This is a genomic window from Endozoicomonas gorgoniicola (genome assembly GCF_025562715.2).
Classification (GTDB): domain Bacteria; phylum Pseudomonadota; class Gammaproteobacteria; order Pseudomonadales; family Endozoicomonadaceae; genus Endozoicomonas_A; species Endozoicomonas_A gorgoniicola.
The window spans coordinates 5,606,630-5,627,511 of the sequence record NZ_JAPFCC010000001.1 but is presented as its reverse complement, the minus strand read 5'-3'; the positions used below and the strand labels follow the sequence as shown (position 1 = coordinate 5,627,511).

Below are 20,882 nucleotides of genomic sequence, written 5' to 3'. Positions count from 1 at the left end.
AAAGCGGTTGCCATGCTCACTTCAGATCAGAAAGTAATCCTTCGAGAGCTTTCTTTATATACGACATTTCTTGCAAAAGCGCTATCACCACTTGCGGCACCAACGTTCTGTGAGTTACTTCTGGGTGGCATGCTTTCTGGCGAAGGCTTTGTTACACAGGCTCTCCTGACGATCCACTACGAGAATTTCTGGAACAGCTACCATCATTGGGTCTCTCAAGGTAAGTGGCGTTGGCGAAACCTGGCGCATCGTCTGATATTGCTGGTCAGTTCTAAAGTGCCTGACGGTCAGACCATTCCCCTGATTCTTGACGACCTGACACTCGAACGTTGCTCTGACAAAGCACCGGCATGCCGAATACATCACCAACACAGCAAGAAAAAGAACCGGTGTACTTATCTTCTTGGTCAATGCTGGGTCTTTCTGGCTATTCCTTTCCAGAGACCATCAGACAAGGTGCATACTGCGGTTCCAGTGATGGCATTTCCATCACCTAAATCAGGCAATATCAGTAAACTTAAAATTGCAAAGGCCATGCTGAAATCTGTACGGCAGACTCTTCAGGGGCGAGCTTTTCGGCTACTCACTGACTGCTGGTTTATGAATCACACCATGATGCAGCCCGCGCTTGAGCTTGGGTATGAGGTCATTGGTCATATACCCAAAAACCGGGCACTTTATGCGCTTCCAGTCGATGCACTTCCTCCCTCTCCTTTCAAAAGGAAAGGCCGCAAGCGTAAGTATGGTGTCAAAATGACACCTGAGGAAGTAGAGAAATTACCAGAGACCAAGATGACTCTCTGGCTTTACAGAAAGAACCGGACTGTCTCTTTTCGTTCCTGTATTTGCCGGGCTCGTTTTTTGAAAGGCCGTATTGTCCGAGTCGTCTGGAGTCGTTTTGAAAACGACAAGGGAGAAACAGAAACCAAACTATTTCTGTCCACAAATCCTGACCTGAAAGCCGATGAAGTGCTATTAGCCTACTCGCTCAGGTGGCCTATAGAGCCTATGTTCCAGCAACTTAAACACGAGTTTGGATGCAAGCATTTATGGCAGCAGAAACTCAGAACGCTGTTACGATGGATGCACATTAAAATGGCAGGGTATGCGCTGGTGCAATTGCTGACCATTTGTCAAAATCCTGCGGCCATTGCGTTGGCCAAAACTGCCTGGAGGAACCCCCATACAGTCACGGCCGGAATGCTTAGGCGCGCGCTGTTTTGGATTATTCCGCAGTTTCGAATTCGTGGCTGCTGGAACCGATATGAGCAAAAATTAGAGCTGAAATTGCCGGATAAAAACGAACGTTCGGATAGTTTTTTTGGAAAAACGACATAAATGAACTCAGAACCAATGATTTAAACGGTTCAGGCAGGTTTAAATTGTGTGCCTGACGGGGTTGGCTGCGCCGACGCTAAATATTTTACCGAACGTTCATGTTTTAAGAACTCTAAACCTGAGCTTTCTTTAGTTTTGTATGTCTCTATTGCATCTCGTATGTATCCTTCAACCTCATCAGAAAGCCTTTTTGTTCGGTTTCCTTGTTTCATCTGATCTGTAAATAGCGCCTTAACAGTTTGACCATTTGAACTATATGACTCATTCCAGCGTGCAAGTGTTCTCCAATTTGGTGGTCTATCGTCGTTTAACTCTTTGGCTATTTCGGAGATTAAGGGTGTGAGGGATTTTTCTGTCCAGGTTTTGACTTTTTGCCGTAATTTAGTCACATACGTGAACCGACGAACAACCTCTTCTCTCTGCTTTTTGGGCAGAGAAGCTAAGTCCTCGGAGAGAGAGTCCTCTTTCTGACTGTCCGGGCTACTGATCACAAACTCAACTCTTCCTTCAGCAAGGCTCAACTCTATCTCATCAATACTTCGACTTAACGTAGAGCCACCTTGCAAAAGGTTTGTGAGATCAAGCTTATCACTACTCCGACTCTCTATCCTTAACAGTAACTCCTCTTCAGTTTCTGCCCCTGGAAGCAGCTTGAATACAGTTCCTTCAGTAAATCTTTGGATAATGGCCATGATTGATACCTACTAAGGAATTTTTGGTCAAATGTGATGTATTCAGATCTGTGACCAAATGGTTTCTGGCGATCAGGTCATATGCAAGAGGAAAAAAATGAGGTTCATTCATATCTGCAAAACAAGCAAGCTCCTGAATGGTTACTACATGATTCGCATATGAAGAAGCAGTAGCTAGAATGTGCCTATGCTCAGCAGTTATGGGACCTTGCGTTCTGTATTTATGGATTATCTGGAGGTTATCAAAGTAGGGCTGCCTACGGATGAACTCTTCAGTCCATAATAAAAGATCTCTTCCCAAGCCCTTTGCCGCTTCTCTCTGGCAGGAAAAACGATCTTGAAAATCCTTTCGATTAGCGATTCTTGATGGCTTTACCTCTATATACGGCTCTTGACCACTGATCATCCGAGCAAGATGATCAGGAGTGTATCTGTGAACTTTATTTTCATATACATATTCAAAGCCTTCTGGCTGAGCCTCAAAGGATTTTACTTCTCGGTTATACTCAAGGGGGTAGCAGCTGTGGAACTCAAGAGTTGATTCAATAAGGAGCGTAGTACCGTTTTTAGGGCTGACAAAACGGTGTATATTTTTGACCTTGGACTTCCCGAGCTTTCTGCGGTACATAAAAAAAGACCTCGGTTAAACAACACCTGAAGTATTGTTGCCAAGGTCTTTTTTGTCAAAGTTGTCGTTTTATGTCATCGCTAAAATTTTTATGTCACGATATGGTAGTAGCGACATCCCCGCCCAAACCAGGGTGACTGGATGCTTCAGATTACTGCTTTCCGGTAAACTCCGGATAGGCTTCCATACCGCATTCAGTGATATCTGCGCCTTCATACTCTTCTTCTTCAGTAATGCGCAGGCCGATAACAGCTTTCACCACACCCCAGACAACCAGTGAGGCACCGAAGACCCAGGCAAAGATTGAAGCGATACCCAACAGCTGAGCGCCTAGTGTTGCATCACCATTAGTCAAAGGTACTGCCAGCAGTCCCCAGATTCCCACAATACCGTGTACAGAAATGGCACCGGCCGGGTCGTCCAGGCGCAGTTTGTCGAGGGCAACGATAGCAAACACAACCAGTGAGCCACCTACAGCACCGATCAGCGTAGCAGCCAGGGCTGTTGGCGTCAGAGGTTCGGCAGTAATCGCAACCAGGCCAGCCAGAGCGCCATTCAAAGCCATGGTCAAATCAGCCTTACCAAACAGCAGTCGTGCAACAATCAGGGCAGCAATAACACCGCCCGCCGCGCCGGCATTAGTGTTAACAAAGATCTGGGCGACAGCGTTAGCGTTTTCAACATCAGAAATCTTCAGCTGTGAACCACCGTTAAAGCCAAACCAGCCCAACCACAGGATGAAGGTACCCAGAGTCGCCAGAGGCAGGTTGGCACCCGGCATTGGGTTAATGGAACCGTCTTTGCCGTACTTGCCCTTACGAGCCCCCAGAAGCAGAACGCCTGCCAGCGCAGCAGAAGCACCCGCCAGATGAACAACACCCGAGCCAGCGAAATCCTGGAAACCGGCTTCATTAAGGAAACCTCCGCCCCACTTCCAGAAACCCTGAACGGGATAGATAAAGCCGGTCATGAACACTGCGAACAGCAGGAATGACCAGAGTTTCATTCGTTCAGCCACTGCACCAGAGACAATGGACATAGCGGTCGCCACAAAGACAACCTGGAAGAAGAAATCTGAACGCAATGAATAGTAAGGTGCATCATCGCCACCGGCAGTCACGGCTTCAACCGAATTTTCACCACCAATCAGTGTACCGAGTACTGGCAGAATGCCGCCTTCATTAGCACCGGGATACATAATGGCATAACCACATAACAGGTACATGGTGCAGGCAATGGCAAACAGGGCAATGTTTTTGGTAAGAATTTCTACGGTGTTTTTCGAACGCACCAGGCCTGCTTCCAGCATGGAAAAACCAGCCGCCATCCACATGACCAGTGCGCCCGACATCAGAAAATAAAAGGTATCGAGTGCATACGACACCTGAGCAAGATTTTCCACGAGTCCCCTCCCCGAAGGAATTCACAATATTATTCTTTTGCTGTGAACGTATTTTTCAGGTGAAAAACAACGACCGTTACAGACTGATTCAAAGCTATTGATTAACCGCTATTTATTGGTAGTCTGACGACGCCTGTCAGATAGCGTCTTCACCGGTTTCGCCGGTTCGAATTCGAATCGCCTGCTCCAGCGTCGTTACAAAGATTTTGCCGTCACCGATTTTGCCAGTGTTTGCGGCTTTGGAAATGGCTTCAATCACCTGATCCAGCAGGTCATCGGAAATACCCACTTCAATCTTCACCTTGGGCAGAAAGTCAACGACATATTCAGCTCCACGGTACAGCTCGGTATGACCTTTCTGGCGACCAAAACCTTTTACTTCTGTTACGGTAATACCCTGCACGCCAATTTCTGATAATGCTTCACGAACATCATCCAGCTTGAAGGGCTTTATAATGGCTGATACCAACTTCATGCATCTCTCCCGGGTCTAGTTAGCTCTTGGGTAAAAATAAACAGCTAGCCTGACTAGCTGAAACAGTGAGGAGGGAGCTTAAGTCTACGACTTTCGCCATGGGCGGTTAAGCCCTGCCTCATAAATTTATTCTTGTTAAAGCAGATGTTGTGCCAACTTAAATTCCAGTCAGTGTCATGGCTGTCAGCGCTGTTTTCTGAGCATTCCCGGTCATTGCACTCTTTTCGTGCATCGCCTTTTTACAAGTATCGGGAAAACGCACTAATAAGGTGCAAATACCCTCCTCTCATTTTCTTCAGGGTATTACATAGCACCTGACCAATAAGTCTGAACTATTCGATTTCATATAGCCGGGTACTTATCTTGAATCTTGAAATCACTTTGCTTACAGTCATGACAGCGCCAACCATACCCAACCAATAAGCAGTCAGGACTCCCCCATGATCGACAAGGCAGCCATCATCAATAATATTGCCAGCCGGGCAGGCCAGATACTCAGTACAGAGAAAAGCAAAACCGCTGAAGATATTGAACACAATATAAAAGCCCTGGTCAGCAGTACAATGACCCGGTTTGAGCTGGTGTCCCAGGACGAATTCGATGCCCAGATGGCTGTTTTACGACATACCCGTGAACGTCTGGAGGCACTGGAGAAAAAAGTGGCTGAGCTGGAAACGGCACTGGCAGAAAAGCCCGAATAATCCAAACTCAATAAATCCGCCTGCCCGCAGGTGGATTCACTGCTATTCTTTCTCTCCATTCTGCCCCCCCAAGACTAACAACAAAACAGAGGCAACTCTTTTCGTGTCCAAAATTGCGGTTGTTCACACTCGTGCCAGAACCGGACTGGAAGCTCCGCCTGTTACGGTTGAAGTTCATCTTTCAGCCGGGCTTCCTGCCCTTAACATGGTGGGTCTCCCTGAAACAGCTGTTCGGGAAAGCAAAGACCGGGTACGCAGCGCCTTAATCAACAGTGGCTACGAGTTTCCAACCAGCCGGATCACAGTGAACCTTGCACCAGCCGATTTACCAAAGGAAGGCGGTCGATTTGATTTACCTATCGCCCTTGGGATTCTGGCAGCTTCAGGCCAGTTGCCTCTGGACACTCTGAATGGTTATGAATTTCTGGGAGAACTGGCACTGACCGGCAAATTGCGTCCGGTTACCGGCTCATTACCCGCTGCAATAGCCGCCAGGAAGGCATCTCACCGGCTACTTCTGCCAGGCGACAGCGCACAGATTGCCAGCCTTTGTCGTGAGGCAAAAGTGTTCGGGGCAGAAGACCTTTTGCAGGTCTGCGCGCATCTGACCGGGCAGGCTGTGTTAGAACCTGTCACAGCACAATTCAACAATAATGAGGCAATTGACTACCCGAATTTATCCGACGTAAAAGGACAGCAGCAGGCAAAACGAGCGCTGGCAACTGCGGCTGCCGGTGGTCACCATTTATTGCTGTTTGGCCCGCCGGGAACCGGAAAAACCATGCTGGCCAGCCGTTTGCCCGGACTATTGCCAGAACTGTCTGATGACGAAGCCCTTGAAGTGTCAGCGATACATTCCCTGTCATCACAGCAGCAGTCGGTTATCTGGAAACAGCGCCCTTTCAGGAATCCTCACCATACGTCTTCTGCCGTTTCTCTGGTAGGCGGTGGCTCTCACCCACGTCCCGGTGAAATCTCTTACGCACACCAGGGTGTTCTTTTTCTGGACGAATTGCCTGAATTTCAAAGACTGGCTCTCGAAGTATTGCGCGAACCGCTGGAAACCGGAGAAGTAGTGATTGCCCGCGCCAGAGGGCAGGCAACCTTTCCAGCCGCCTTTCAGCTGGTTGCTGCCATGAACCCCTGCCCCTGTGGCTATCTGGGGGATACCCGGCGAAGCTGCGACTGTTCGCCGGAGCAGGTACGTCGTTATCAGCGGAAAATATCCGGCCCACTGCTAAACCGCATAGACTTGCAAATTGAAGTTGCTTCCCAGAATGCCGCAACGCTGTTCCAGCACAACACGACTGACGAAGAACACTCCACTGAATCCATCAGACAAACCGTGGTTAAAGCCAGAAACCGACAATTCCAGCGACAGGGCAAAACAAACGCCCGTTTATCAGCCCGGGAAATCAACCGCTACTGTGCTTTGGATAAAGCCCAGCAGACCTTTCTGACTAACCTGTGTGACAAGCTTGGGTATTCAGCCAGAGCCGTACATCGCATTCTCAGGGTAGCGCGTACTCTGGCCGATCTGGATGAACAGGCGTCCATTCAGAAGAATCATCTGGCGGAAGCGATCCATTACCGGAAGCTGGATCGGGAACATCCCCAAAAATAATCTTGAGTAGTCCACCCTCCCTGAATACACTGCGCAGCCATGAACACCAAAGCATACCGTGCAAAAAACTGTTGGAAAAAGTATAGGGAAACATAAGTCATGCGTCGTTTTATAAAAGCGGTTATCCTCGGCGTTACCTTTTACGCTCTGTTTGGCTTTGCCATACTACCCGCAACACTACATCTTGCTATTAATCTTTTCTCTCCGCGCATTATTAACCAGCCACTGCATCTGGGTGGCATCCATTTAAACCCTTTTTCTCTGCGGCTAACCCTGCAATCGTTAAAAATTGGCGACCTTCAGGACCCCATACTTGGCTTTTCAGAACTGTCTGTTCAGGCAGGCTGGAACAGCTTGTCAGGTACGCCTCATATAAGAGCGATTGAACTGAATGATCCTGTTGCCAGAATTGTCCTTGATGAGCAGGGAGAGATTAATTTAAGTCATCTGCTCCATTCCAATGACTTATCACCTTCAGCAGAGTCTAAACGTGAACAAAAGTCTCAATCTGAACAAGAGTCAGTCGATTTTTCTCTGACTCTGGATTCGCTGTCAATAAATAATGCCAACATCCATTTTATGGATCAGCTTATTGCCGAACAGTCAGGCCAACCATTCACAGTAGCCCTGGATAGCCTCAACCTTAAACTCCAGAATTTTAACTGGCCGGAAAGCACCAGCACCTATTCCATTGAGGGCAACATTCAGGAACAGGGCAGGTTGGCGTTATCCGGCAATGTACAGCTACCCGCCCGGAAAGTATCGACACAGGTTGATATCAGTCAGTTGGATATCACCAGCCTTCAACCCTACGTCACCAGCTTCTCGTACGTTGGTTTAAACCGGGGTTTTCTGACTCTCTCGGCAAAGCTGGACTGGTTGCCGGAAAGCGGTTTGTCCGCCCTCGCCCAGATCAATCTTGATCAGCTGAAACTGGTCGACCGCCGTGACCAGTCCGATGTTCTCGCATGGAAAAGTCTTGCCCTCCAGCCTATCGAGTACCATCAACATTCAAACAGCCTGACCATCAACCAGATTCAACTGCAACAGCCGAATGTAAAAATCGCCATTGATCAGAGCCTTAACGTCAATCTGGCAAGCCTTTTGAAACAGAGCGGTTTGAAACAGAGCGGTTTGAAACAGGGTGATTTAACCGCAGAGCAGCCCCACCAGGACACTGACTCCCCTATAAGTTTCAGCATCAGACAGTTTGATATTGAAAATGCCTTCATTGATTTTGCTGACCACTCCTTTCAGCCGGGCTTTGCCACACCAATCCGTCGTCTCAATGGTCAGCTCAACGGGCTGGCATTACCCACGGACCAGACAGCAACACTGGTGTTGAAAGGTCAGGTTGATCGATACTCTCCGGTTAATATCAAAGCCAGCCTGATACCTTCAAAACCTCTGGATACAACCAGCATAAGCATGTCGTTTAACGATGTTGAACTAACGACGCTTACCCCCTATTCAGGAAGATTTGCAGGGTACCTTATTGAAAAAGGTCACATGGATCTTGACCTGAATTACCAGGTCACCGACGCTCAGCTGAAAGCCCATAACGCTATGCTGCTGGACAACCTGACCCTGGGGGAACCAGTGGACAGTCAGGAAGCGATTGAACTTCCCCTTAAGCTCGCCATTGCCCTTTTGAAAGACCGGAACGGACACATTGATATTCAACTGCCTGTCAGTGGCGACCTGAATAACCCGGAGTTTGAACTGGGGTCATTTATGCGTATGGCGCTCACTAATATGCTGAGCAATATCGTTGCCGCTCCTTTCGATTTCCTTGCCTCTCTGGTGGGGGGCGATGCTGAAACAATGTCATCCGTTCAATTTGCTCCGGGTACGCCAGTTATTCCTTTGCAGCAAACAGACTCACTGAACCAGTTATTCGTCGCCCTGTATGAGCGACCTGAGGTAGAACTGGAGATTCGGGGGACTGCTTCGATTCGTGAAGACTGGCCACTGATCGCTCAAGCAAAAATAGAAGACGCTATAGAATTGAGCTGGCAGGATTATCAGGCGGTAAACACCCTGGATAACGATATTCTGACCGAAGACATAAGGCTGGAGTTAATGGCACAGCTGGCTGAAGCTCAGGCCATCAATATCGAATCAGCCTCAACCCTGAAGGCGATCAACCAGCAACTGGTCAGCCAATGGCCCTATGATGAAATTGCCCTGAGAGGCCTGGCTATTGAGCGCTCAAAATCCATCAAAAACTATCTGGTAGAACAGGGGCTAAGCCCTGAACGTCTTTTTATTCTGAATGCTGACACGACAGAACAGCAGGTTTCCGGGAGAGGTGTAGAAACCAGAATGGAAATCAAGGTGCTTTAACCAGAACAGGATGGCTTTTGCCATCCTGTTTACTATGGAAATGCAGTTTTAAGAAGAGAGAAATTGTTCAGGCTGAAATAGCAACCTTAACCTTCTTCATGGCATTCTTTTCAAGCTGACGAATACGCTCGGCAGAAACGCCGTATTTATCAGCAAGCTCATGCAATGTGGCTTTTTCTTCACTGAGCCAGCGTTGCTGCAAAATATCCTGACTGCGTTCGTCAAGCTGTGCCAGTGCATTGCGCAGCATATTAACGGATGATTGCGACCAGTCACTGTCTTCCAGCAGAGTAGCCGGGTCATGGCCTTTGTCTTCCAGATAGTGAGCCGGAGCCTGATAAGCCTGATCATCGTCGTCAGTTGCATAGCCGTCAAAGGCAGTGTCCTGCCCTGCCATACGACTTTCCATTTCCCGCACGACCTTGGCTTCTACACCCAGATCACTGGCAACAGATTTTACTTCATCGTTGGTAAACCAGGACAGACGCTTCTTGGAGCTACGCAGGTTAAAGAACAGTTTTCGCTGAGCCTTGGTGGTGGCGACCTTAACAATTCGCCAGTTTTTCAGAATAAATTCGTGAATTTCCGCTTTGATCCAATGCACAGCAAAAGACACCAGGCGTACACCCACTTCAGGATTAAAACGCTTGACCGCCTTCATCAGACCAACGTTGCCTTCCTGAACCAGGTCAGAAATGGGCAGACCATAACCGGTATAGCTTTTGGCAATATGAACCACAAAACGCAGATGCGACATTACCAGCTGACGGGCAGCTTCAAGATCATTTTTATAGTAGAGGCGATCTGCGATGGATCGCTCTTCTTCAGCAGACAACACAGCAATACTGCTAACGCCCTGCATGTACGCTTCAATATTGCGTCCTGGCACTAACATATCAACTGGTTGAAGACTGGATCCCATAATCAACTCCACTGGAGTGCAATACAGGCACTCTTCTAAACATTCTGACTGTTGAACAGATGTAACAAGGAAACAACGTTTCCCATTATATCAAAGTTTATCATTTTTGAAGCCAGCCACTTTACAGGATTCTTGCGCCTTTTACAGCGGCAGGGATCAACTTTACGACCTATCAAGATTTCGTATATGACGCTGACAACCAGTGTCAGCAGGCCCGGATGAATTACAGCCGCTATACCCACTCTCTGTCAAGCTTGGACTCAGGAATTCCGGAAAGGTTCTGATAAAACACCGGGCAATCTGCCCGGTGTTTCAATTGAAAGGGTGGAGGTGGGGCTACAGCATTTCGACAAAAGCTTCCATACGGGTTCTTATCTGTCCGGTATCGGACTCAGAATAGTTGGTCTCCAGCGTCATGAACGGAATTGTAGCGCCGCATGATATTCCGGCCCCATCTGCATGATATTCCGATTTTGCCTTTTCTCATATAGCGGAACAGCTGTTTCATATTTGAAACGCTCTTCAGGTGGTTTTATAACTCTTTACTGGTCAGGTGATAGCTCATTAAGGGTCTTAATAAAATCGGCTTCAGAGATGCTCATCATCTCGCAAATTTGTTTTTGCTGGGCGGTCAATACTTGTTTTGTGGCTCCTGCTTCAGAGTGGTCAAGGTTCGCACCATAAGAGTTGAGTGCCAACCTGTAACTTCCGTCACAGATTTCATGGTTGAGTGCTGGTGAGGTCAATTCGTCAGATCGTATTAGCGCCACCGACCTTATACCTTTTATACGGCCTGTGTTCTTGTCATATTGCAAAGCTGGCAATAGCTTATTGAACCTTTCCGCTCTTGCCAGTTTGAGGCCGTCTTTATTCCAGTCCATACGACCCCATACTTCCCCTTCCCGGTCTTCCAGTTCTTCGATCCAGGCTTGAGCTGGGGCTGGTTCTCCATTGGGTGCTTTGAGTATGGTGGCGTGTTGAAGATCTACAGGAATGCTCCAACCAGAATCTTTGAAGTTTGAGACTATGGTTGATGGTGTGTCGTTGTTGAGCATTTGTCCATTGGCCAGGCTTTGAAACTCACCAGCCGGTATCAGTTTTACCCATTGCTTCATGGTATCAGTCTCTCATCGGTTCTATGTCAGCCTGTGTTTATGTCCGGTCAGATGCCTTATCAAGCTATACCTAATAGCATTCGTTTGATGTCATCAACCGTCCTTTTTGTCATTCCTTTGTTCTTTCCAACTTGCTTCTCAACTTCTTTTGATGCTTCTTCAGCAAATGCCTTACGGATGCTTTTCTCTCTTTATTGATCAGCGCTGCTTTTTCAATACGCTAAGACAGGAGAGCCAGCTGATTAAGTGTCTCTATTGACACTTCGTCGTCTTCGTTAATACCTGTGACTATATTAACCGACAGCGTTCTTATAATTTCCAGTAATAGCTTTCCTGCGTCGCCTTCTGGCATTTCACCTAGCTTTTCAACCCAGATTGCCGACACATCCCTTAACTCTATTACTTTCTGGCCCATCTTTCGCATTCTGACACTGTAGCGGCTAAGGCTGATCTGAGAGATGGCAGGTAATCCTTCCTCAATACAAAGCTCATTAAGGGCTGCCAGTATATCAGCCTGCCTCATGCGGTCTTCCCTGAGCATCCTGTGTAACTCTTGCTTGATTGGGTCGGGCAATTGCTTGATTTGGCTTTGCCGGTTCCGTTTATGAGGTGCTCATTGGGTCATGTTGCGGCTCTTCGTTTTTATTGACGTGCCAATACCGTAGTCGCTTCCGCTTTTCGCTTTTGAGCAGCCCTGTTAACGTCACTTCATGCAAATCAAAACACCTGCATAACTGTCGCTTATTTCTTCCATTATAAAGGCTGTAGATGAAGTCATTCCTGATGCGCTTGGTCAGGATTAGACACATTGGAAGGTAAAGGTGCCCCCGGTTCGACTGGCTCCAGAGGGCATAAAGGATTGCCTTTTGTGTATTCGCTATAGCTCGGCTTTCATAGCCAAGTTCCTGTAGCTCATCATCAATCAGATTTAAAGCTTTGAACAGGTTCGGTCGGTAGTCATCAGTCAATTTCATCAGCGGTCTTTTCGATTGCCTTTTGCTGCTTTATAGCGTCATATATAGCGGCTTCAGTCATCTGGTATTTTTTTGCCAGTTCTCTAACACTGAGTGACTTTGAATCCTTATATATCCAATACTTCCTTATTGCTCCTTTTAACTGTCTTCCTTTTGGAAAGTAAAATTGTTTGCCTCCTACTCTGAAGGCCATAGCAACCAGTAGCGCTTCAACAATTTGCCTGCTGACTTGTTTATTAGTACCAAGTCTTTCTAATTCCCCCATGGCAACTTGCGCAACAGTATGTAAGTCTTTTGGCCACTGGTTTTTATCTTCAATAATGGCCTGTATATCCGGCTCCAGAAGTTCCTTGATGCCGAGTTTTTCGGCGAGTAGCCTGGTTGTTACTTTCTGCACAGCTGCCTCCTTGTACTGCCATTAAAATGAGTGAGAGCGCCTGTATCTCTTAACGGTTGACACAAAAGGAGTAAAGCAACTGTTTAATAGAGATACAGGAAGGGATAACCAGTCCCTTATTTTTCGCTCTTACCCATACTGCTTCTCCCCCACTCAGGAGTAAAAACCGACAAACGACACCTTAAGGTAAGTGCCCGCCATAGACGGAAAGTGCCGCCTGCCGGAAACTTTGCGCCCCTGCTTACGCCAGCCAGGGACAGATCAATACTTCAACGAGATTATGGTTTACGTTGCTACCACCATTGGCCAAGCGTTCCGCTTTGACCACTTCAAAAGCCCTGGTGCGAAGCTTGGGCGGGACAACCAGCAATGTCGGAGTGATCCCCAAAGGCCGTCCTTCTGGAGACTTAAAGGCGGTCATAGCTCCCCAGGCATCATTGAAATTGTCTGTATTGAGTTCTGCTTTTGAACCAAAGGCAGTTTGCCAAAGTCCAAAGCCAACATTACAGCGCATATCCACCCCATACTGAGCCTCATTTTTTATGAACACAGGGTCGTCATGAGCCTGGTCTCTTCTGACAAATTGAGGCTTTTCCCTCTCCTGGTAGATCAAAGGCTTTAATGGCCGCGAGGTATCCAGCAGGAACCAGGCTTCTGAAGAACCAGCCTGCATATTGCTGACCTTGCTTGCACCAACGCTGTGATCGGAAGCGAAGAAAGGCTTATTGTCATAGCACTGGGCAGTGAAGCCCTGTTCAAGTAGCTGGAACACCTGTTTATCAGGAAAAACCTTTGCAGCACGTGCCATTTCTTTAAATATCGGTGAGAAAACACCAATGTTGTCGTCTTCAATCTCAGTCCGGCTTACGGCAATTGTGCTTTCCCAGCTCTTGTTTTCAATCTCGTAGCCATACGCCTGAAGGCTTTTAATTTCCCTGTCACCGATCCATTCCCTGAAGTCCGGGAACTGACCCAACCAGCCGTAGGTGTTGCTTCTTGTACCTGAGTTGATAAGGGTAGCAACTTGCCTCCAGTGGCTAGGCGTAGCCTTATAAGTCAGGTCATAAAGAGCCCGAAAGGTGGTGAACAAAGCACTGACTGAACTTGGAGTAATGATCATGGTTAAGCCTCCTCGTCGCCGTCATCGCTGACGAGTTCACTAACTATGGCTTCTTGCCACGCCTCTACATCAGGCGTATCGACTTTAGGCGATAAAATCCCGGTGCATATCTGCCAGTTAGCATCACCAACTGACATCAGGCTTATATTCTTTTTTCTCCATCCGGGTCTTTTAAGGCTGACGCCATTAGAGGAAGCCATCATATTGAGTAAAATCATTGGCTTTAGATTTTCTTCACAGAACAGTGCAAGGCTGGCTTCATAGTGGTCTATGATCGCTGCTTCCAACTGCCCGATATAGTGAGCTTTGGCTTCCTTGAGCTGGTTGTTCAGATAAACAGAGTTGGGTTCAGAATCCTTCAAACCGGATTGCAACAATGCAATATCGTCTTTTAATTCAGCGATCTGATGCCTGAGCCTGCTTAAATTGTCTGAATGGTCAGTCAGTTTCTTTTGTCCCTCATCATGAGGCTCACCGACCAGGCTGGACAGTTTTTGTTCCTGATGTTTTTTATAAACGTCGTTGAACTCATTTTCAGCATCGACCAACTCAGCCTGTTTCAGGCTTAAAGTGTCGTGCATCTTCTGGATGCGCTCATGGCACTGAGCTGTTTGGGACTCAAGCTGACGGAACTGCTCGTAAGCAGGTTTTACGTTATCTAAATTCATGGCACTTACCTTGGTTTGTCATAGGACAAACTCATTCTGCCAAGTACCGGACTGTAAAAGCCCCTAAAACCCTTTAGAATTGGTTTTTTTAGTGGGGCTGCGTATTAGCGCATCGTGGGAAAAGTTAAAATAGCCTCTGACAGGTAGCGGGCAATAATTAGATTGGAAGCACCATAATACCAATCAATTTGAAATAATCATCTACTAAATTAATTTCGAAATCGAATTACAAGGGTTTCAATACCCCTTTAACTCTTCGATAGAGAGGCTTTTAGCGCAAACCTGACTCATTGCATGGGTAGACAGAAGCAAGCCTTAGAGCGCTTTAAAATGAGTCTGAAAGAGGGGTGGGCATTTGGTAAGATATGCACCCCGTGAAGGGGTGCTGCTATTAGTACTAACATACAGTCTGCTCTTAAGATCTGCTAGCCCTCAACAGGCTCCATTCCAAGTGCACGTCTGGCGTCTTCCTCGTCAGCCAGTTTTTCGTAAACCTGTTCCAGTCTCAGCAGCAATACATCCAGCAGAACAGCAAAGCGATCTATTGGAATCGGGCGATCTTCATTTACTTCACTGCATACGCTTGTCAGAGCACTCATTGCTTCAAGAGCCAGCGCCATCTGCTCCAGGGTAGTTCCATCATTGACGTAGTTATGAATCGGTGTCCGGGTCATTGTTATTTTCCTCATGCCATTAATCATCGTTATTCATCTGTTAAACGGCGAGTTACAACCCGTTAACTGGTGCCAGTTGCGCTACCTGCTCACGTAGTGCGACCAGCTCTTCCTCAACTTCATTATGGGAACGCTCTAGATGCAGCAACAGAACACAGAGCATGGCTCCGAGATCATGAGTTGAATGCATCACTTCCTCTTGCTCTGGGCTGTTAAGAACATTGCTTAATCCCTGCAAGGCCTGTATTGCAAAATCCAGGCGATCAATGGAGTTTCCGGCTTCAGCAATATTTTTATAATCTACAGTAGCCATAACCCTATGCCTCCTTGATAATTTCTGCGGTTACTTTTGGCTCGCCCAGTTCGGCAGCCAGATTCATTGCCTGAGCTACCAGGTTATGAACAGCGAGAGGATGAGCCTGGCTGATAAAGCCGCCTCCACGAATACGGCGGCAGAGACGCTCCCGAATAGCTTCGTACACATCGCTGGCAAAAACCTTGTCTGCTGAGGTGCCGGTACGGTTCAGCTTGAACGCCAGGTAAGGCTTTAACTGGTTATCCAGAGGGTTAAGCTCTGCGATAATGACCCGGCGTATGACCTCCCGCATTTCGTAATGACGCTTCAGGTTAAGCTTCTCTTTCAGCTCGGTCTGTCCTATCAGCACCACACCCAGAAGGCGGGAAAAACCGTCCTCCATCTCCCAGAATCGCTTGAGATACTTCAGTACCGGAATTGTCAGGTCGTGGGCTTCTTCCAGAATCATTACATGCCGTTGTCCGCTCTGGCTGGCCTGACGTAGCAGGCGCTCAACCTGACGAGCCTTGGCCTCCATGGAACGCTTCGGGTTCTCGCTACTGATATCAGCAATAATCGCCTCACAGAGACCTGCGGCAGTTACTCGGGTTTTGTCAAAGATGCGGGGCATGATCACGGTGATATTGCCGTCTTTCTTCAGCTCTTCCATTGCCAGGCGGCGAATAATGGATTTTCCGGCACCACTGTCAGCGATAACCGCTGAGAAGCCCTGATGCTTGGCAGAGTCTAGGATCGACGCTAGCACATAGCGTATATCCGGACTCATAAAGACATCTTCAACACTGCGGACATCGTCCATAAACGGGTTTCGAAACAGCTTGAAGTGCTTGATCGTTTGATGTGTTAACATTTCAACCTCCAGATTGATCTCTTCATCGGTTTGGAATGGGGCTGGCTGTGGCCGCAGCTTTCCCCGGCGGGCAGGGGCTTGTGCCTTTGCCCGTTTTTTCTTGTCAGCCGGTGGCTGTGTTTTTCTGGTCATGGTTCTGTATAACCTCTTCTACAAATGGGTTTAACTCCTCCTCTGGTATCCCGTCCGGGAAACGCTCTCTCAATAACTGGCCAATCTCCCTGGTCTGCTCTGGACTGAGGCTGAAAGTATCCCGTATCAACTTTTGAGCCTTGGTCGCGCTCATTACCAGGGCCGACAGAGTACGCGGCGCTTCAACAGGCAAGTCTGTTCCCTTGCGGCTCATATAATCCGGCAGGTTTGGCTCCTGTTGTTTCACATCAGCCATCGGATCAACACGGCCTTCAAAGGCGGGAGTCCGTTTCTTGCGTGCGGCTTTTACTTCCTGGTCAGTCTCTACACCGTAGGCCTCGCGGTTCATTTGCTTGCGGTTTTTGTCAACCTGCTTGTCCGGCTTGCTCTTATACTCCTCGCCATAAACGGCGGCGTCAGTCACAAAGCCATACTCATCAAACTTCAGAGGCTCAACCAGATCCTGAGTCTGGCGACCGTCCGCATGGTCGATAATTACAGTCAGTTTTGGCATGTAGTAGGGATTAAACGTCACTTTCAGCTCGTCCCCAGCATTGATTCCATCCAGGTCTTTAACGCTGTACTTCATCGAGCCATAACCGGGCATGGTGTAACTGACGGTCAGATCACCCTGTATTACTCGGGTTACAGGTTCATGCTTGCGAAGCAGCTCTTTGCATATTTCGCGGGATGGAGCCAGCCTTAGTTGCTCCTGTCGTATGGTTTGCCACAGGCCATAGCGGGTATGCCCGTGCCGGGTGTGCTTCTTCTCGCCGTTAAACCATCGCATCCAGCGTTGGGCTTGGCTGTTCAGCTCTTCGATAGAATCTACCTGCATAAACGACAGTCGTGCTTCAAAATGCCGCTCTACCAGATCATGGGTGCGCTCGACCTGACCTTTTGCCCTTGGGTTTCCTGGTGTATGTACCTGATGGTTAACCTGCAAGTTGTCCAGGAAGTGCTTCGCCATGCTGGAAATGTTGGCGGTTCCTGCATCCCAGACCAGCATAAACGGCACACCATGAAAGGGGTCTTTGCCTTCCCGCTGATGAAAAGCGTTGATCAGAAAGCGAATCAGCACATCAGTACTTTCACCAGGAGCTACAAAGTACTCAAGGTAAAAAGCCCCTGTCGTATGGTCAGTGACCAGATAGCGCAACACCCGTTCATTTTTGATCTTCTCAAGGTTTTGGGGCTTGTTATCGTAAAACTCCTGTCTATTCATCACCCGCAAACCCTCTTTATTGCGCAGGTAATACAATACGCAATATGACACATCAAACTGCCACACATGGTTAGGATGCTTGCTGGCCATAGGCTGATAGGGCGCTGGTCTGGTCACTTGATCCGGATGCACTTGATAGCGCTTCATCTGTCGTGTGGCGGTTGAAACTGAAACGGCAGAACTGATCAGCGCATTAGATCGGGCAAGCTCCAATGCGTTTTCAATGGTCATCAGTCGCTTGTTGTTCTCTCGATTAGACTGCAACAGCAGGTTAGCGACATTTCTGCACTCGTCCTCTGTTAGCTCACTTTGCCCTGAGTCGCTACGGCGCTTGCGGTTGGACTGATAGCCAAGGTTCTTTAACTGCCGGTAAACCCAGTCTTCTGAGCGTCCCAGGCACTCGCAGGCACCCGCAACAATCCGGCCTTTGTCACCACGGGGTGCAACTGCAAGGTGTTTGATCAGCTCCCGCAGGTATTCCGTTACCCCTTGATCAATACTTTCCATATTCGCATTCCTTATGCGCGTTGTAGGCGGCTCTCCACTCTGGAGAGTTGAAGATTAGGCTGGGTTCAATATTGAAGTCCGTCACCAACCCCATAGCGCGGTCAATCACCAGGCGAAGCTCGTTATAGGCGGCTTCCAGCACATGCTCAGCAAGATCATTGCGCTCAATAATCGCTTCTATCTGAGCCTGCATCTGACTGAAGTTCTTGATGCTCTCAACACTAAGCTGCTTGAGGCTGTTAATCTGCCGGTCGTTCTTCTCCAGCTCTTTTTGTTTTTGCTGCTCTGGAGAGAGTTTCTGATTAATCTCCCGATCCAGCTCATTGATTTTCTGGTCTTTGTCTGCGAGTAATTGACGATCTGTCTCAAGCTGGTTTGTTAGCTCTTGGTTCTTATCCTTAAGCTGTTGCTTTTCTCTTGCGTGCCTGGCTGACATCTCTTCAATGAGGTCAATAACCTGATCTTTGTCGCCTAAATTGATGGCTTCGCCATTAATGACAGCCTCTCGTTCTTCTTCTGGTAATTTGCGGAGCTTTCTAAGAGTTCGGTAGCTCACTCCCATAGAGCCAAGCTGTTCAAACGCCTCTTGACCAAAGGTCTCTAAAGAGCGGATATCTTCGTCAACCTTGGATTTTGAACTACCAATTGCCTTACAAAACCCTTCCCAACTGCCGACAGTCGGCAGTTTTTGACCCTGACGGTCATAAGCTATTTTTCCTTTAAGTGCCTGATATAACTTCTTTTCTTTAATTTCTTTCAATTGATGAATACTGACGACGTCGGCAAAATTGGCCATAGCCTTCATTGCTTGAATGCGACCAAAAATCTCATTGGCAAGGTCACGTTCCTGCAAAGATTCAGAATTCTCTCTAGCGACAAAACCTTCAATAGCCTCCAAGTCTTTCATATCTTCTTCAGCCGCTTCAGCCCTTTTGTACTGGTTGATCAGCGTCTTGGTGTCATCAATTGCAGCAGTATCTTTCTTATTGATCATGCTTCCAGATCCTCTTTGGTCACTGCTCTGTATTCATCCTTAACACCCTGGACACGACCCATCATGTACTGCCGGTATTTAGCCAGAACTTCCAGGAAGCTCGGGCTGATTTGCCAGATGTCTTCCCGTTGGCGGCCACCCGGCTTACGGACGACCCAGTTACCTTCCTCCAGTGTTTTCAGGATGCGCCAGCAGGTAGACTTGGGCATATCGAACTCAATCCGCAACTCTGTTGCCGTTCTTCCCCTGAAGCCATTCTCAGACAAGGCTTTCCATACGCCCATAGCCTTGATCAGAGCGGGCTGTTGATGCCTGGCCATTAGTCAGCCTCCCTTTTTATCTGTGCTCTTTGTCGTCTACATTTGGTCAGGTAACGACTTAATGCAGACTGAGAAGGACAGCGCTCCTTGAAAATGACTTTCATCTGTCTTAACAGCTTGGCTTGCTCCTTGTGCTGGGCATTGCTTTTAATAAAAGCCGCAACTTCCGGGTCTTTTTCAATTTCGCTCAAGCGTCTTCGTACCTGATGCTTCTGGGTATCTGGCTTACCTCTGAACTGCTCACTCTTGGTTTTATTCAGGATGGCCAGGCTGGCATGGTTTAACACTTTCAGCATCTCCCCCGCCTTAAGCCCATACAGTGCATCCAGCACCCACTGTTCTCTTTCTTTAAGATCATCAGCCTTGCTCATGATCACCCCCTGTTAAATCCAGCCCTGGCTGTTGATACCGTTCGACATTGCCTAAATGCCAGGCTGCGTACTCCATCAACTGTGTTAAGGCTGCAATGGTTTGTTCCTGGTTGACCTGCTTCTCATGAAATATCAGTAACAGCCCCATCGCTTCATTAAACGACTGTTGAAGACTATGAAGCTTCTGGCTTTTACAGCGTTTACCGTTCGGGATTGGTAGCAGCAGCTGATGAGCCGCATGACCTAAATAACGTGTTACCAGGTTAATCCCGCAGGCTTCTTCAAAAGCACTGATCAACACCGCAGGCAGGCGCTCGTTTTTAATCCACTTGTACAGTGTCCAACGATTGGCCAGCCCCATTTCATCGGCTACCCGGTCAACGGAGCGGTTTTGTTTCTCCCTGGCATACTCCAGACACAATTCCATTGCGTGCCCAATTGACCGAGGATAAACCCGTTTCCAGACTCGTTTAGCCATGATTAAAACCCCGTTTACAGCGGCAGGGAGTTGAAATAAGCGTTGTGCCTGGCATCCAGTGCCAGCAGCTCGGCGACAGTTAATGACTTAACGTCTTTGCCTGTTTCAGCAATACGGCGAGCTAAACCGGCCATATAAGGTGCATTGGTTTCAGAAATGGCGGCGATCTGGTCAAGTGCCTCTTGAAGTTCCTGCTCTACCGCAGCATTGGCGACCTGTTGTTGTCTATTCATGATGTCTGGCCTTCCAAAATTGTTTTTATTGTGACCCTGTCGGGTTTCCCAGAGACTGCCTAGCTTTACTTGCGAACTTTTTACGCAGCGTCCGAGGGGGACTTATTCATGCCGCTTGCTTCAACAATCTCATTGCGGAGTGCTTTGGACTTTGGCCCATTTCTGGAGCCAGTCAGCACATCTATTGCTGTTTGGAGGGCAATACCCTTTTGCTTGCACCACTTGGAAAGCGTGGTGTCCTGGATCATGAAATGGCCCCGAACTTTTGAGTACAGGGCACGGCCTGGTTCAAGCTCTTTACTCATCATCTCGTTTTCTCCATTATGTCTATAAAGCTGATGTTATAAGGCTTTATGTAGCCTTAATGACTATATAGTATC

General features: G+C 48.0%; 27 protein-coding genes. 4 read left to right on the top strand and 23 right to left on the bottom strand.

Features of this window, described 5'->3' with window-relative positions:
- Window positions 1-12: 12 nt before the first annotated feature.
- A complete protein-coding gene (locus NX722_RS25370) occupies window positions 13-1,338 on the top strand; it encodes an IS701 family transposase (protein ID WP_262563599.1) in 1,326 nt (441 codons plus the stop codon).
- 29 nt (window positions 1,339-1,367) lie between these two features.
- Here the strand turns inward: NX722_RS25370 and NX722_RS25365 are convergent, their stop codons facing one another.
- The 4 genes from NX722_RS25365 to glnK form a co-directional block, all read right to left on the bottom strand.
- On the bottom strand, window positions 1,368-2,030 hold the full coding sequence (locus tag NX722_RS25365; protein ID WP_262565634.1) for a hypothetical protein: 663 nt from the start codon (window positions 2,028-2,030) through the stop codon (window positions 1,368-1,370).
- Window positions 2,005-2,658: a Tn7 transposase TnsA N-terminal domain-containing protein gene (locus tag NX722_RS25360; RefSeq protein ID WP_262565633.1), complete on the bottom strand. Its 654-nt coding sequence runs from the start codon at window positions 2,656-2,658 to the stop codon at window positions 2,005-2,007. Before NX722_RS25360 ends, NX722_RS25365 begins: the two co-directional genes overlap by 26 nt.
- A 151-nt stretch (window positions 2,659-2,809) precedes the next feature.
- Window positions 2,810-4,060, bottom strand: a complete 1,251-nt coding sequence (locus tag NX722_RS25355; RefSeq protein ID WP_262565632.1) for an ammonium transporter — start codon at window positions 4,058-4,060, stop codon at window positions 2,810-2,812.
- A 136-nt stretch (window positions 4,061-4,196) separates the two neighbouring features.
- The gene (glnK, locus tag NX722_RS25350) at window positions 4,197-4,535 is read right to left on the bottom strand and encodes a P-II family nitrogen regulator (protein WP_262565631.1); all 339 of its coding nucleotides are present in this window, start codon (window positions 4,533-4,535) and stop codon (window positions 4,197-4,199) included.
- 440 nt (window positions 4,536-4,975) lie between these two features.
- On the opposite strand from glnK, the gene NX722_RS25345 reads away from it, so the two are divergent.
- The 3 genes from NX722_RS25345 to NX722_RS25335 all read left to right on the top strand — a co-directional run bounded on the left by NX722_RS25345 (window position 4,976) and on the right by NX722_RS25335 (window position 9,206).
- Complete coding sequence (locus NX722_RS25345) at window positions 4,976-5,236, top strand: accessory factor UbiK family protein (RefSeq protein WP_262565630.1); 261 nt, start codon at window positions 4,976-4,978, stop codon at window positions 5,234-5,236.
- Window positions 5,237-5,339: 103 nt separating this feature from the next.
- Window positions 5,340-6,860 (top strand): YifB family Mg chelatase-like AAA ATPase, encoded by a 1,521-nt coding sequence (locus NX722_RS25340; protein WP_262565629.1) that lies wholly within the window; start codon window positions 5,340-5,342, stop codon window positions 6,858-6,860.
- A 99-nt stretch (window positions 6,861-6,959) separates the two neighbouring features.
- The gene (locus tag NX722_RS25335; RefSeq protein ID WP_262565628.1) at window positions 6,960-9,206 is read left to right on the top strand and encodes a DUF748 domain-containing protein; all 2,247 of its coding nucleotides are present in this window, start codon (window positions 6,960-6,962) and stop codon (window positions 9,204-9,206) included.
- Between the two features lie 67 nt (window positions 9,207-9,273).
- Here the strand turns inward: NX722_RS25335 and rpoH are convergent, their stop codons facing one another.
- From rpoH to NX722_RS25250, 19 genes are all read right to left on the bottom strand, one after another.
- Window positions 9,274-10,128, bottom strand: coding sequence for an RNA polymerase sigma factor RpoH (rpoH, locus tag NX722_RS25330; RefSeq protein WP_262565627.1), 855 nt, complete (start codon window positions 10,126-10,128; stop codon window positions 9,274-9,276).
- Between the two features lie 336 nt (window positions 10,129-10,464).
- On the bottom strand, window positions 10,465-10,545 hold the full coding sequence (locus NX722_RS29015) for a 2-hydroxyacyl-CoA dehydratase (protein ID WP_407648082.1): 81 nt from the start codon (window positions 10,543-10,545) through the stop codon (window positions 10,465-10,467).
- A gap of 125 nt (window positions 10,546-10,670) precedes the next feature.
- Window positions 10,671-11,243 carry a phage protease gene (locus tag NX722_RS25325; RefSeq protein WP_262565626.1) on the bottom strand — a complete coding sequence of 191 codons (573 nt, stop codon included), beginning with the start codon at window positions 11,241-11,243 and terminating at the stop codon, window positions 10,671-10,673.
- 59 nt (window positions 11,244-11,302) lie between these two features.
- Complete coding sequence (locus NX722_RS29010; RefSeq protein WP_407648081.1) at window positions 11,303-11,422, bottom strand: phage protein Gp27 family protein; 120 nt, start codon at window positions 11,420-11,422, stop codon at window positions 11,303-11,305.
- Window positions 11,423-11,463: 41 nt separating this feature from the next.
- On the bottom strand, window positions 11,464-11,817 hold the full coding sequence (locus NX722_RS25320) for a phage protein Gp27 family protein (RefSeq protein ID WP_322740956.1): 354 nt from the start codon (window positions 11,815-11,817) through the stop codon (window positions 11,464-11,466).
- A gap of 28 nt (window positions 11,818-11,845) precedes the next feature.
- On the bottom strand, window positions 11,846-12,217 hold the full coding sequence (locus tag NX722_RS25315; RefSeq protein ID WP_262565625.1) for a Mor transcription activator family protein: 372 nt from the start codon (window positions 12,215-12,217) through the stop codon (window positions 11,846-11,848).
- Window positions 12,204-12,614, bottom strand: a complete 411-nt coding sequence (locus tag NX722_RS25310) for a Mor transcription activator family protein (RefSeq protein WP_262565624.1) — start codon at window positions 12,612-12,614, stop codon at window positions 12,204-12,206. The genes NX722_RS25315 and NX722_RS25310 overlap by 14 nt, the downstream gene beginning before the upstream one ends.
- Before the next feature lie 241 nt (window positions 12,615-12,855).
- Window positions 12,856-13,734: a Mu-like prophage major head subunit gpT family protein gene (locus NX722_RS25305; protein ID WP_262565623.1), complete on the bottom strand. Its 879-nt coding sequence runs from the start codon at window positions 13,732-13,734 to the stop codon at window positions 12,856-12,858.
- Between the two features lie 2 nt (window positions 13,735-13,736).
- Window positions 13,737-14,402 (bottom strand): hypothetical protein, encoded by a 666-nt coding sequence (locus tag NX722_RS25300; RefSeq protein WP_262565622.1) that lies wholly within the window; start codon window positions 14,400-14,402, stop codon window positions 13,737-13,739.
- Between the two features lie 425 nt (window positions 14,403-14,827).
- Entirely contained in the window at window positions 14,828-15,076 is a 249-nt protein-coding gene (locus NX722_RS25295; protein WP_265442387.1) for a hypothetical protein, read from the bottom strand.
- Window positions 15,077-15,128: 52 nt separating this feature from the next.
- Complete coding sequence (locus tag NX722_RS25290; protein WP_262565620.1) at window positions 15,129-15,389, bottom strand: hypothetical protein; 261 nt, start codon at window positions 15,387-15,389, stop codon at window positions 15,129-15,131.
- A gap of 4 nt (window positions 15,390-15,393) precedes the next feature.
- Window positions 15,394-16,374 carry an ExeA family protein gene (locus NX722_RS25285; protein WP_262565619.1) on the bottom strand — a complete coding sequence of 327 codons (981 nt, stop codon included), beginning with the start codon at window positions 16,372-16,374 and terminating at the stop codon, window positions 15,394-15,396.
- Window positions 16,346-18,106, bottom strand: a complete 1,761-nt coding sequence (locus NX722_RS25280; RefSeq protein ID WP_262565618.1) for a transposase — start codon at window positions 18,104-18,106, stop codon at window positions 16,346-16,348. Before NX722_RS25280 ends, NX722_RS25285 begins: the two co-directional genes overlap by 29 nt.
- Entirely contained in the window at window positions 18,093-19,100 is a 1,008-nt protein-coding gene (locus NX722_RS25275) for a hypothetical protein (RefSeq protein ID WP_262565617.1), read from the bottom strand. Before NX722_RS25275 ends, NX722_RS25280 begins: the two co-directional genes overlap by 14 nt.
- The gene (locus NX722_RS25270; RefSeq protein WP_262565616.1) at window positions 19,097-19,420 is read right to left on the bottom strand and encodes a helix-turn-helix domain-containing protein; all 324 of its coding nucleotides are present in this window, start codon (window positions 19,418-19,420) and stop codon (window positions 19,097-19,099) included. Before NX722_RS25270 ends, NX722_RS25275 begins: the two co-directional genes overlap by 4 nt.
- Complete coding sequence (locus NX722_RS25265) at window positions 19,420-19,791, bottom strand: hypothetical protein (protein ID WP_262565615.1); 372 nt, start codon at window positions 19,789-19,791, stop codon at window positions 19,420-19,422. Before NX722_RS25265 ends, NX722_RS25270 begins: the two co-directional genes overlap by 1 nt.
- Complete coding sequence (locus NX722_RS25260) at window positions 19,778-20,269, bottom strand: helix-turn-helix transcriptional regulator (RefSeq protein WP_265442386.1); 492 nt, start codon at window positions 20,267-20,269, stop codon at window positions 19,778-19,780. Before NX722_RS25260 ends, NX722_RS25265 begins: the two co-directional genes overlap by 14 nt.
- Window positions 20,270-20,283: 14 nt before the next feature.
- The gene (locus NX722_RS25255) at window positions 20,284-20,502 is read right to left on the bottom strand and encodes a hypothetical protein (protein WP_262565613.1); all 219 of its coding nucleotides are present in this window, start codon (window positions 20,500-20,502) and stop codon (window positions 20,284-20,286) included.
- Window positions 20,503-20,582: 80 nt separating this feature from the next.
- The gene (locus NX722_RS25250; protein WP_262565612.1) at window positions 20,583-20,810 is read right to left on the bottom strand and encodes a hypothetical protein; all 228 of its coding nucleotides are present in this window, start codon (window positions 20,808-20,810) and stop codon (window positions 20,583-20,585) included.
- Between the last annotated feature and the right edge of the window lie 72 nt (window positions 20,811-20,882).

What these genes read in the sequence shown, in the direction of transcription:
- NX722_RS25335 (WP_262565628.1), top strand. Translation starts at nt 6,960, where the DNA reads ATGCGTCGTTTTATAAAAGCGGTTATCCTCGGCGTTACCTTTTACGCT.
- NX722_RS25345 (WP_262565630.1), top strand. Translation starts at nt 4,976, where the DNA reads ATGATCGACAAGGCAGCCATCATCAATAATATTGCCAGCCGGGCAGGC.
- NX722_RS25250 (WP_262565612.1), bottom strand. Translation starts at nt 20,810, where the DNA reads ATGATGAGTAAAGAGCTTGAACCAGGCCGTGCCCTGTACTCAAAAGTT.
- NX722_RS25305 (WP_262565623.1), bottom strand. Translation starts at nt 13,734, where the DNA reads ATGATCATTACTCCAAGTTCAGTCAGTGCTTTGTTCACCACCTTTCGG.
- NX722_RS25290 (WP_262565620.1), bottom strand. Translation starts at nt 15,389, where the DNA reads ATGGCTACTGTAGATTATAAAAATATTGCTGAAGCCGGAAACTCCATT.
- NX722_RS25365 (WP_262565634.1), bottom strand. Translation starts at nt 2,030, where the DNA reads ATGGCCATTATCCAAAGATTTACTGAAGGAACTGTATTCAAGCTGCTT.
- NX722_RS25360 (WP_262565633.1), bottom strand. Translation starts at nt 2,658, where the DNA reads ATGTACCGCAGAAAGCTCGGGAAGTCCAAGGTCAAAAATATACACCGT.
- NX722_RS25325 (WP_262565626.1), bottom strand. Translation starts at nt 11,243, where the DNA reads ATGAAGCAATGGGTAAAACTGATACCGGCTGGTGAGTTTCAAAGCCTG.
- NX722_RS25300 (WP_262565622.1), bottom strand. Translation starts at nt 14,402, where the DNA reads ATGAATTTAGATAACGTAAAACCTGCTTACGAGCAGTTCCGTCAGCTT.
- glnK (WP_262565631.1), bottom strand. Translation starts at nt 4,535, where the DNA reads ATGAAGTTGGTATCAGCCATTATAAAGCCCTTCAAGCTGGATGATGTT.
- NX722_RS25255 (WP_262565613.1), bottom strand. Translation starts at nt 20,502, where the DNA reads ATGAATAGACAACAACAGGTCGCCAATGCTGCGGTAGAGCAGGAACTT.
- NX722_RS25280 (WP_262565618.1), bottom strand. Translation starts at nt 18,106, where the DNA reads ATGGAAAGTATTGATCAAGGGGTAACGGAATACCTGCGGGAGCTGATC.
- NX722_RS25260 (WP_265442386.1), bottom strand. Translation starts at nt 20,269, where the DNA reads ATGGCTAAACGAGTCTGGAAACGGGTTTATCCTCGGTCAATTGGGCAC.
- NX722_RS25270 (WP_262565616.1), bottom strand. Translation starts at nt 19,420, where the DNA reads ATGGCCAGGCATCAACAGCCCGCTCTGATCAAGGCTATGGGCGTATGG.
- NX722_RS25315 (WP_262565625.1), bottom strand. Translation starts at nt 12,217, where the DNA reads ATGAAATTGACTGATGACTACCGACCGAACCTGTTCAAAGCTTTAAAT.
- NX722_RS25265 (WP_262565615.1), bottom strand. Translation starts at nt 19,791, where the DNA reads ATGAGCAAGGCTGATGATCTTAAAGAAAGAGAACAGTGGGTGCTGGAT.
- NX722_RS25285 (WP_262565619.1), bottom strand. Translation starts at nt 16,374, where the DNA reads ATGACCAGAAAAACACAGCCACCGGCTGACAAGAAAAAACGGGCAAAG.
- NX722_RS25295 (WP_265442387.1), bottom strand. Translation starts at nt 15,076, where the DNA reads ATGACCCGGACACCGATTCATAACTACGTCAATGATGGAACTACCCTG.
- rpoH (WP_262565627.1), bottom strand. Translation starts at nt 10,128, where the DNA reads ATGGGATCCAGTCTTCAACCAGTTGATATGTTAGTGCCAGGACGCAAT.
- NX722_RS25370 (WP_262563599.1), top strand. Translation starts at nt 13, where the DNA reads ATGCTCACTTCAGATCAGAAAGTAATCCTTCGAGAGCTTTCTTTATAT.
- NX722_RS25275 (WP_262565617.1), bottom strand. Translation starts at nt 19,100, where the DNA reads ATGATCAATAAGAAAGATACTGCTGCAATTGATGACACCAAGACGCTG.
- NX722_RS29015 (WP_407648082.1), bottom strand. Translation starts at nt 10,545, where the DNA reads ATGACGCTGGAGACCAACTATTCTGAGTCCGATACCGGACAGATAAGA.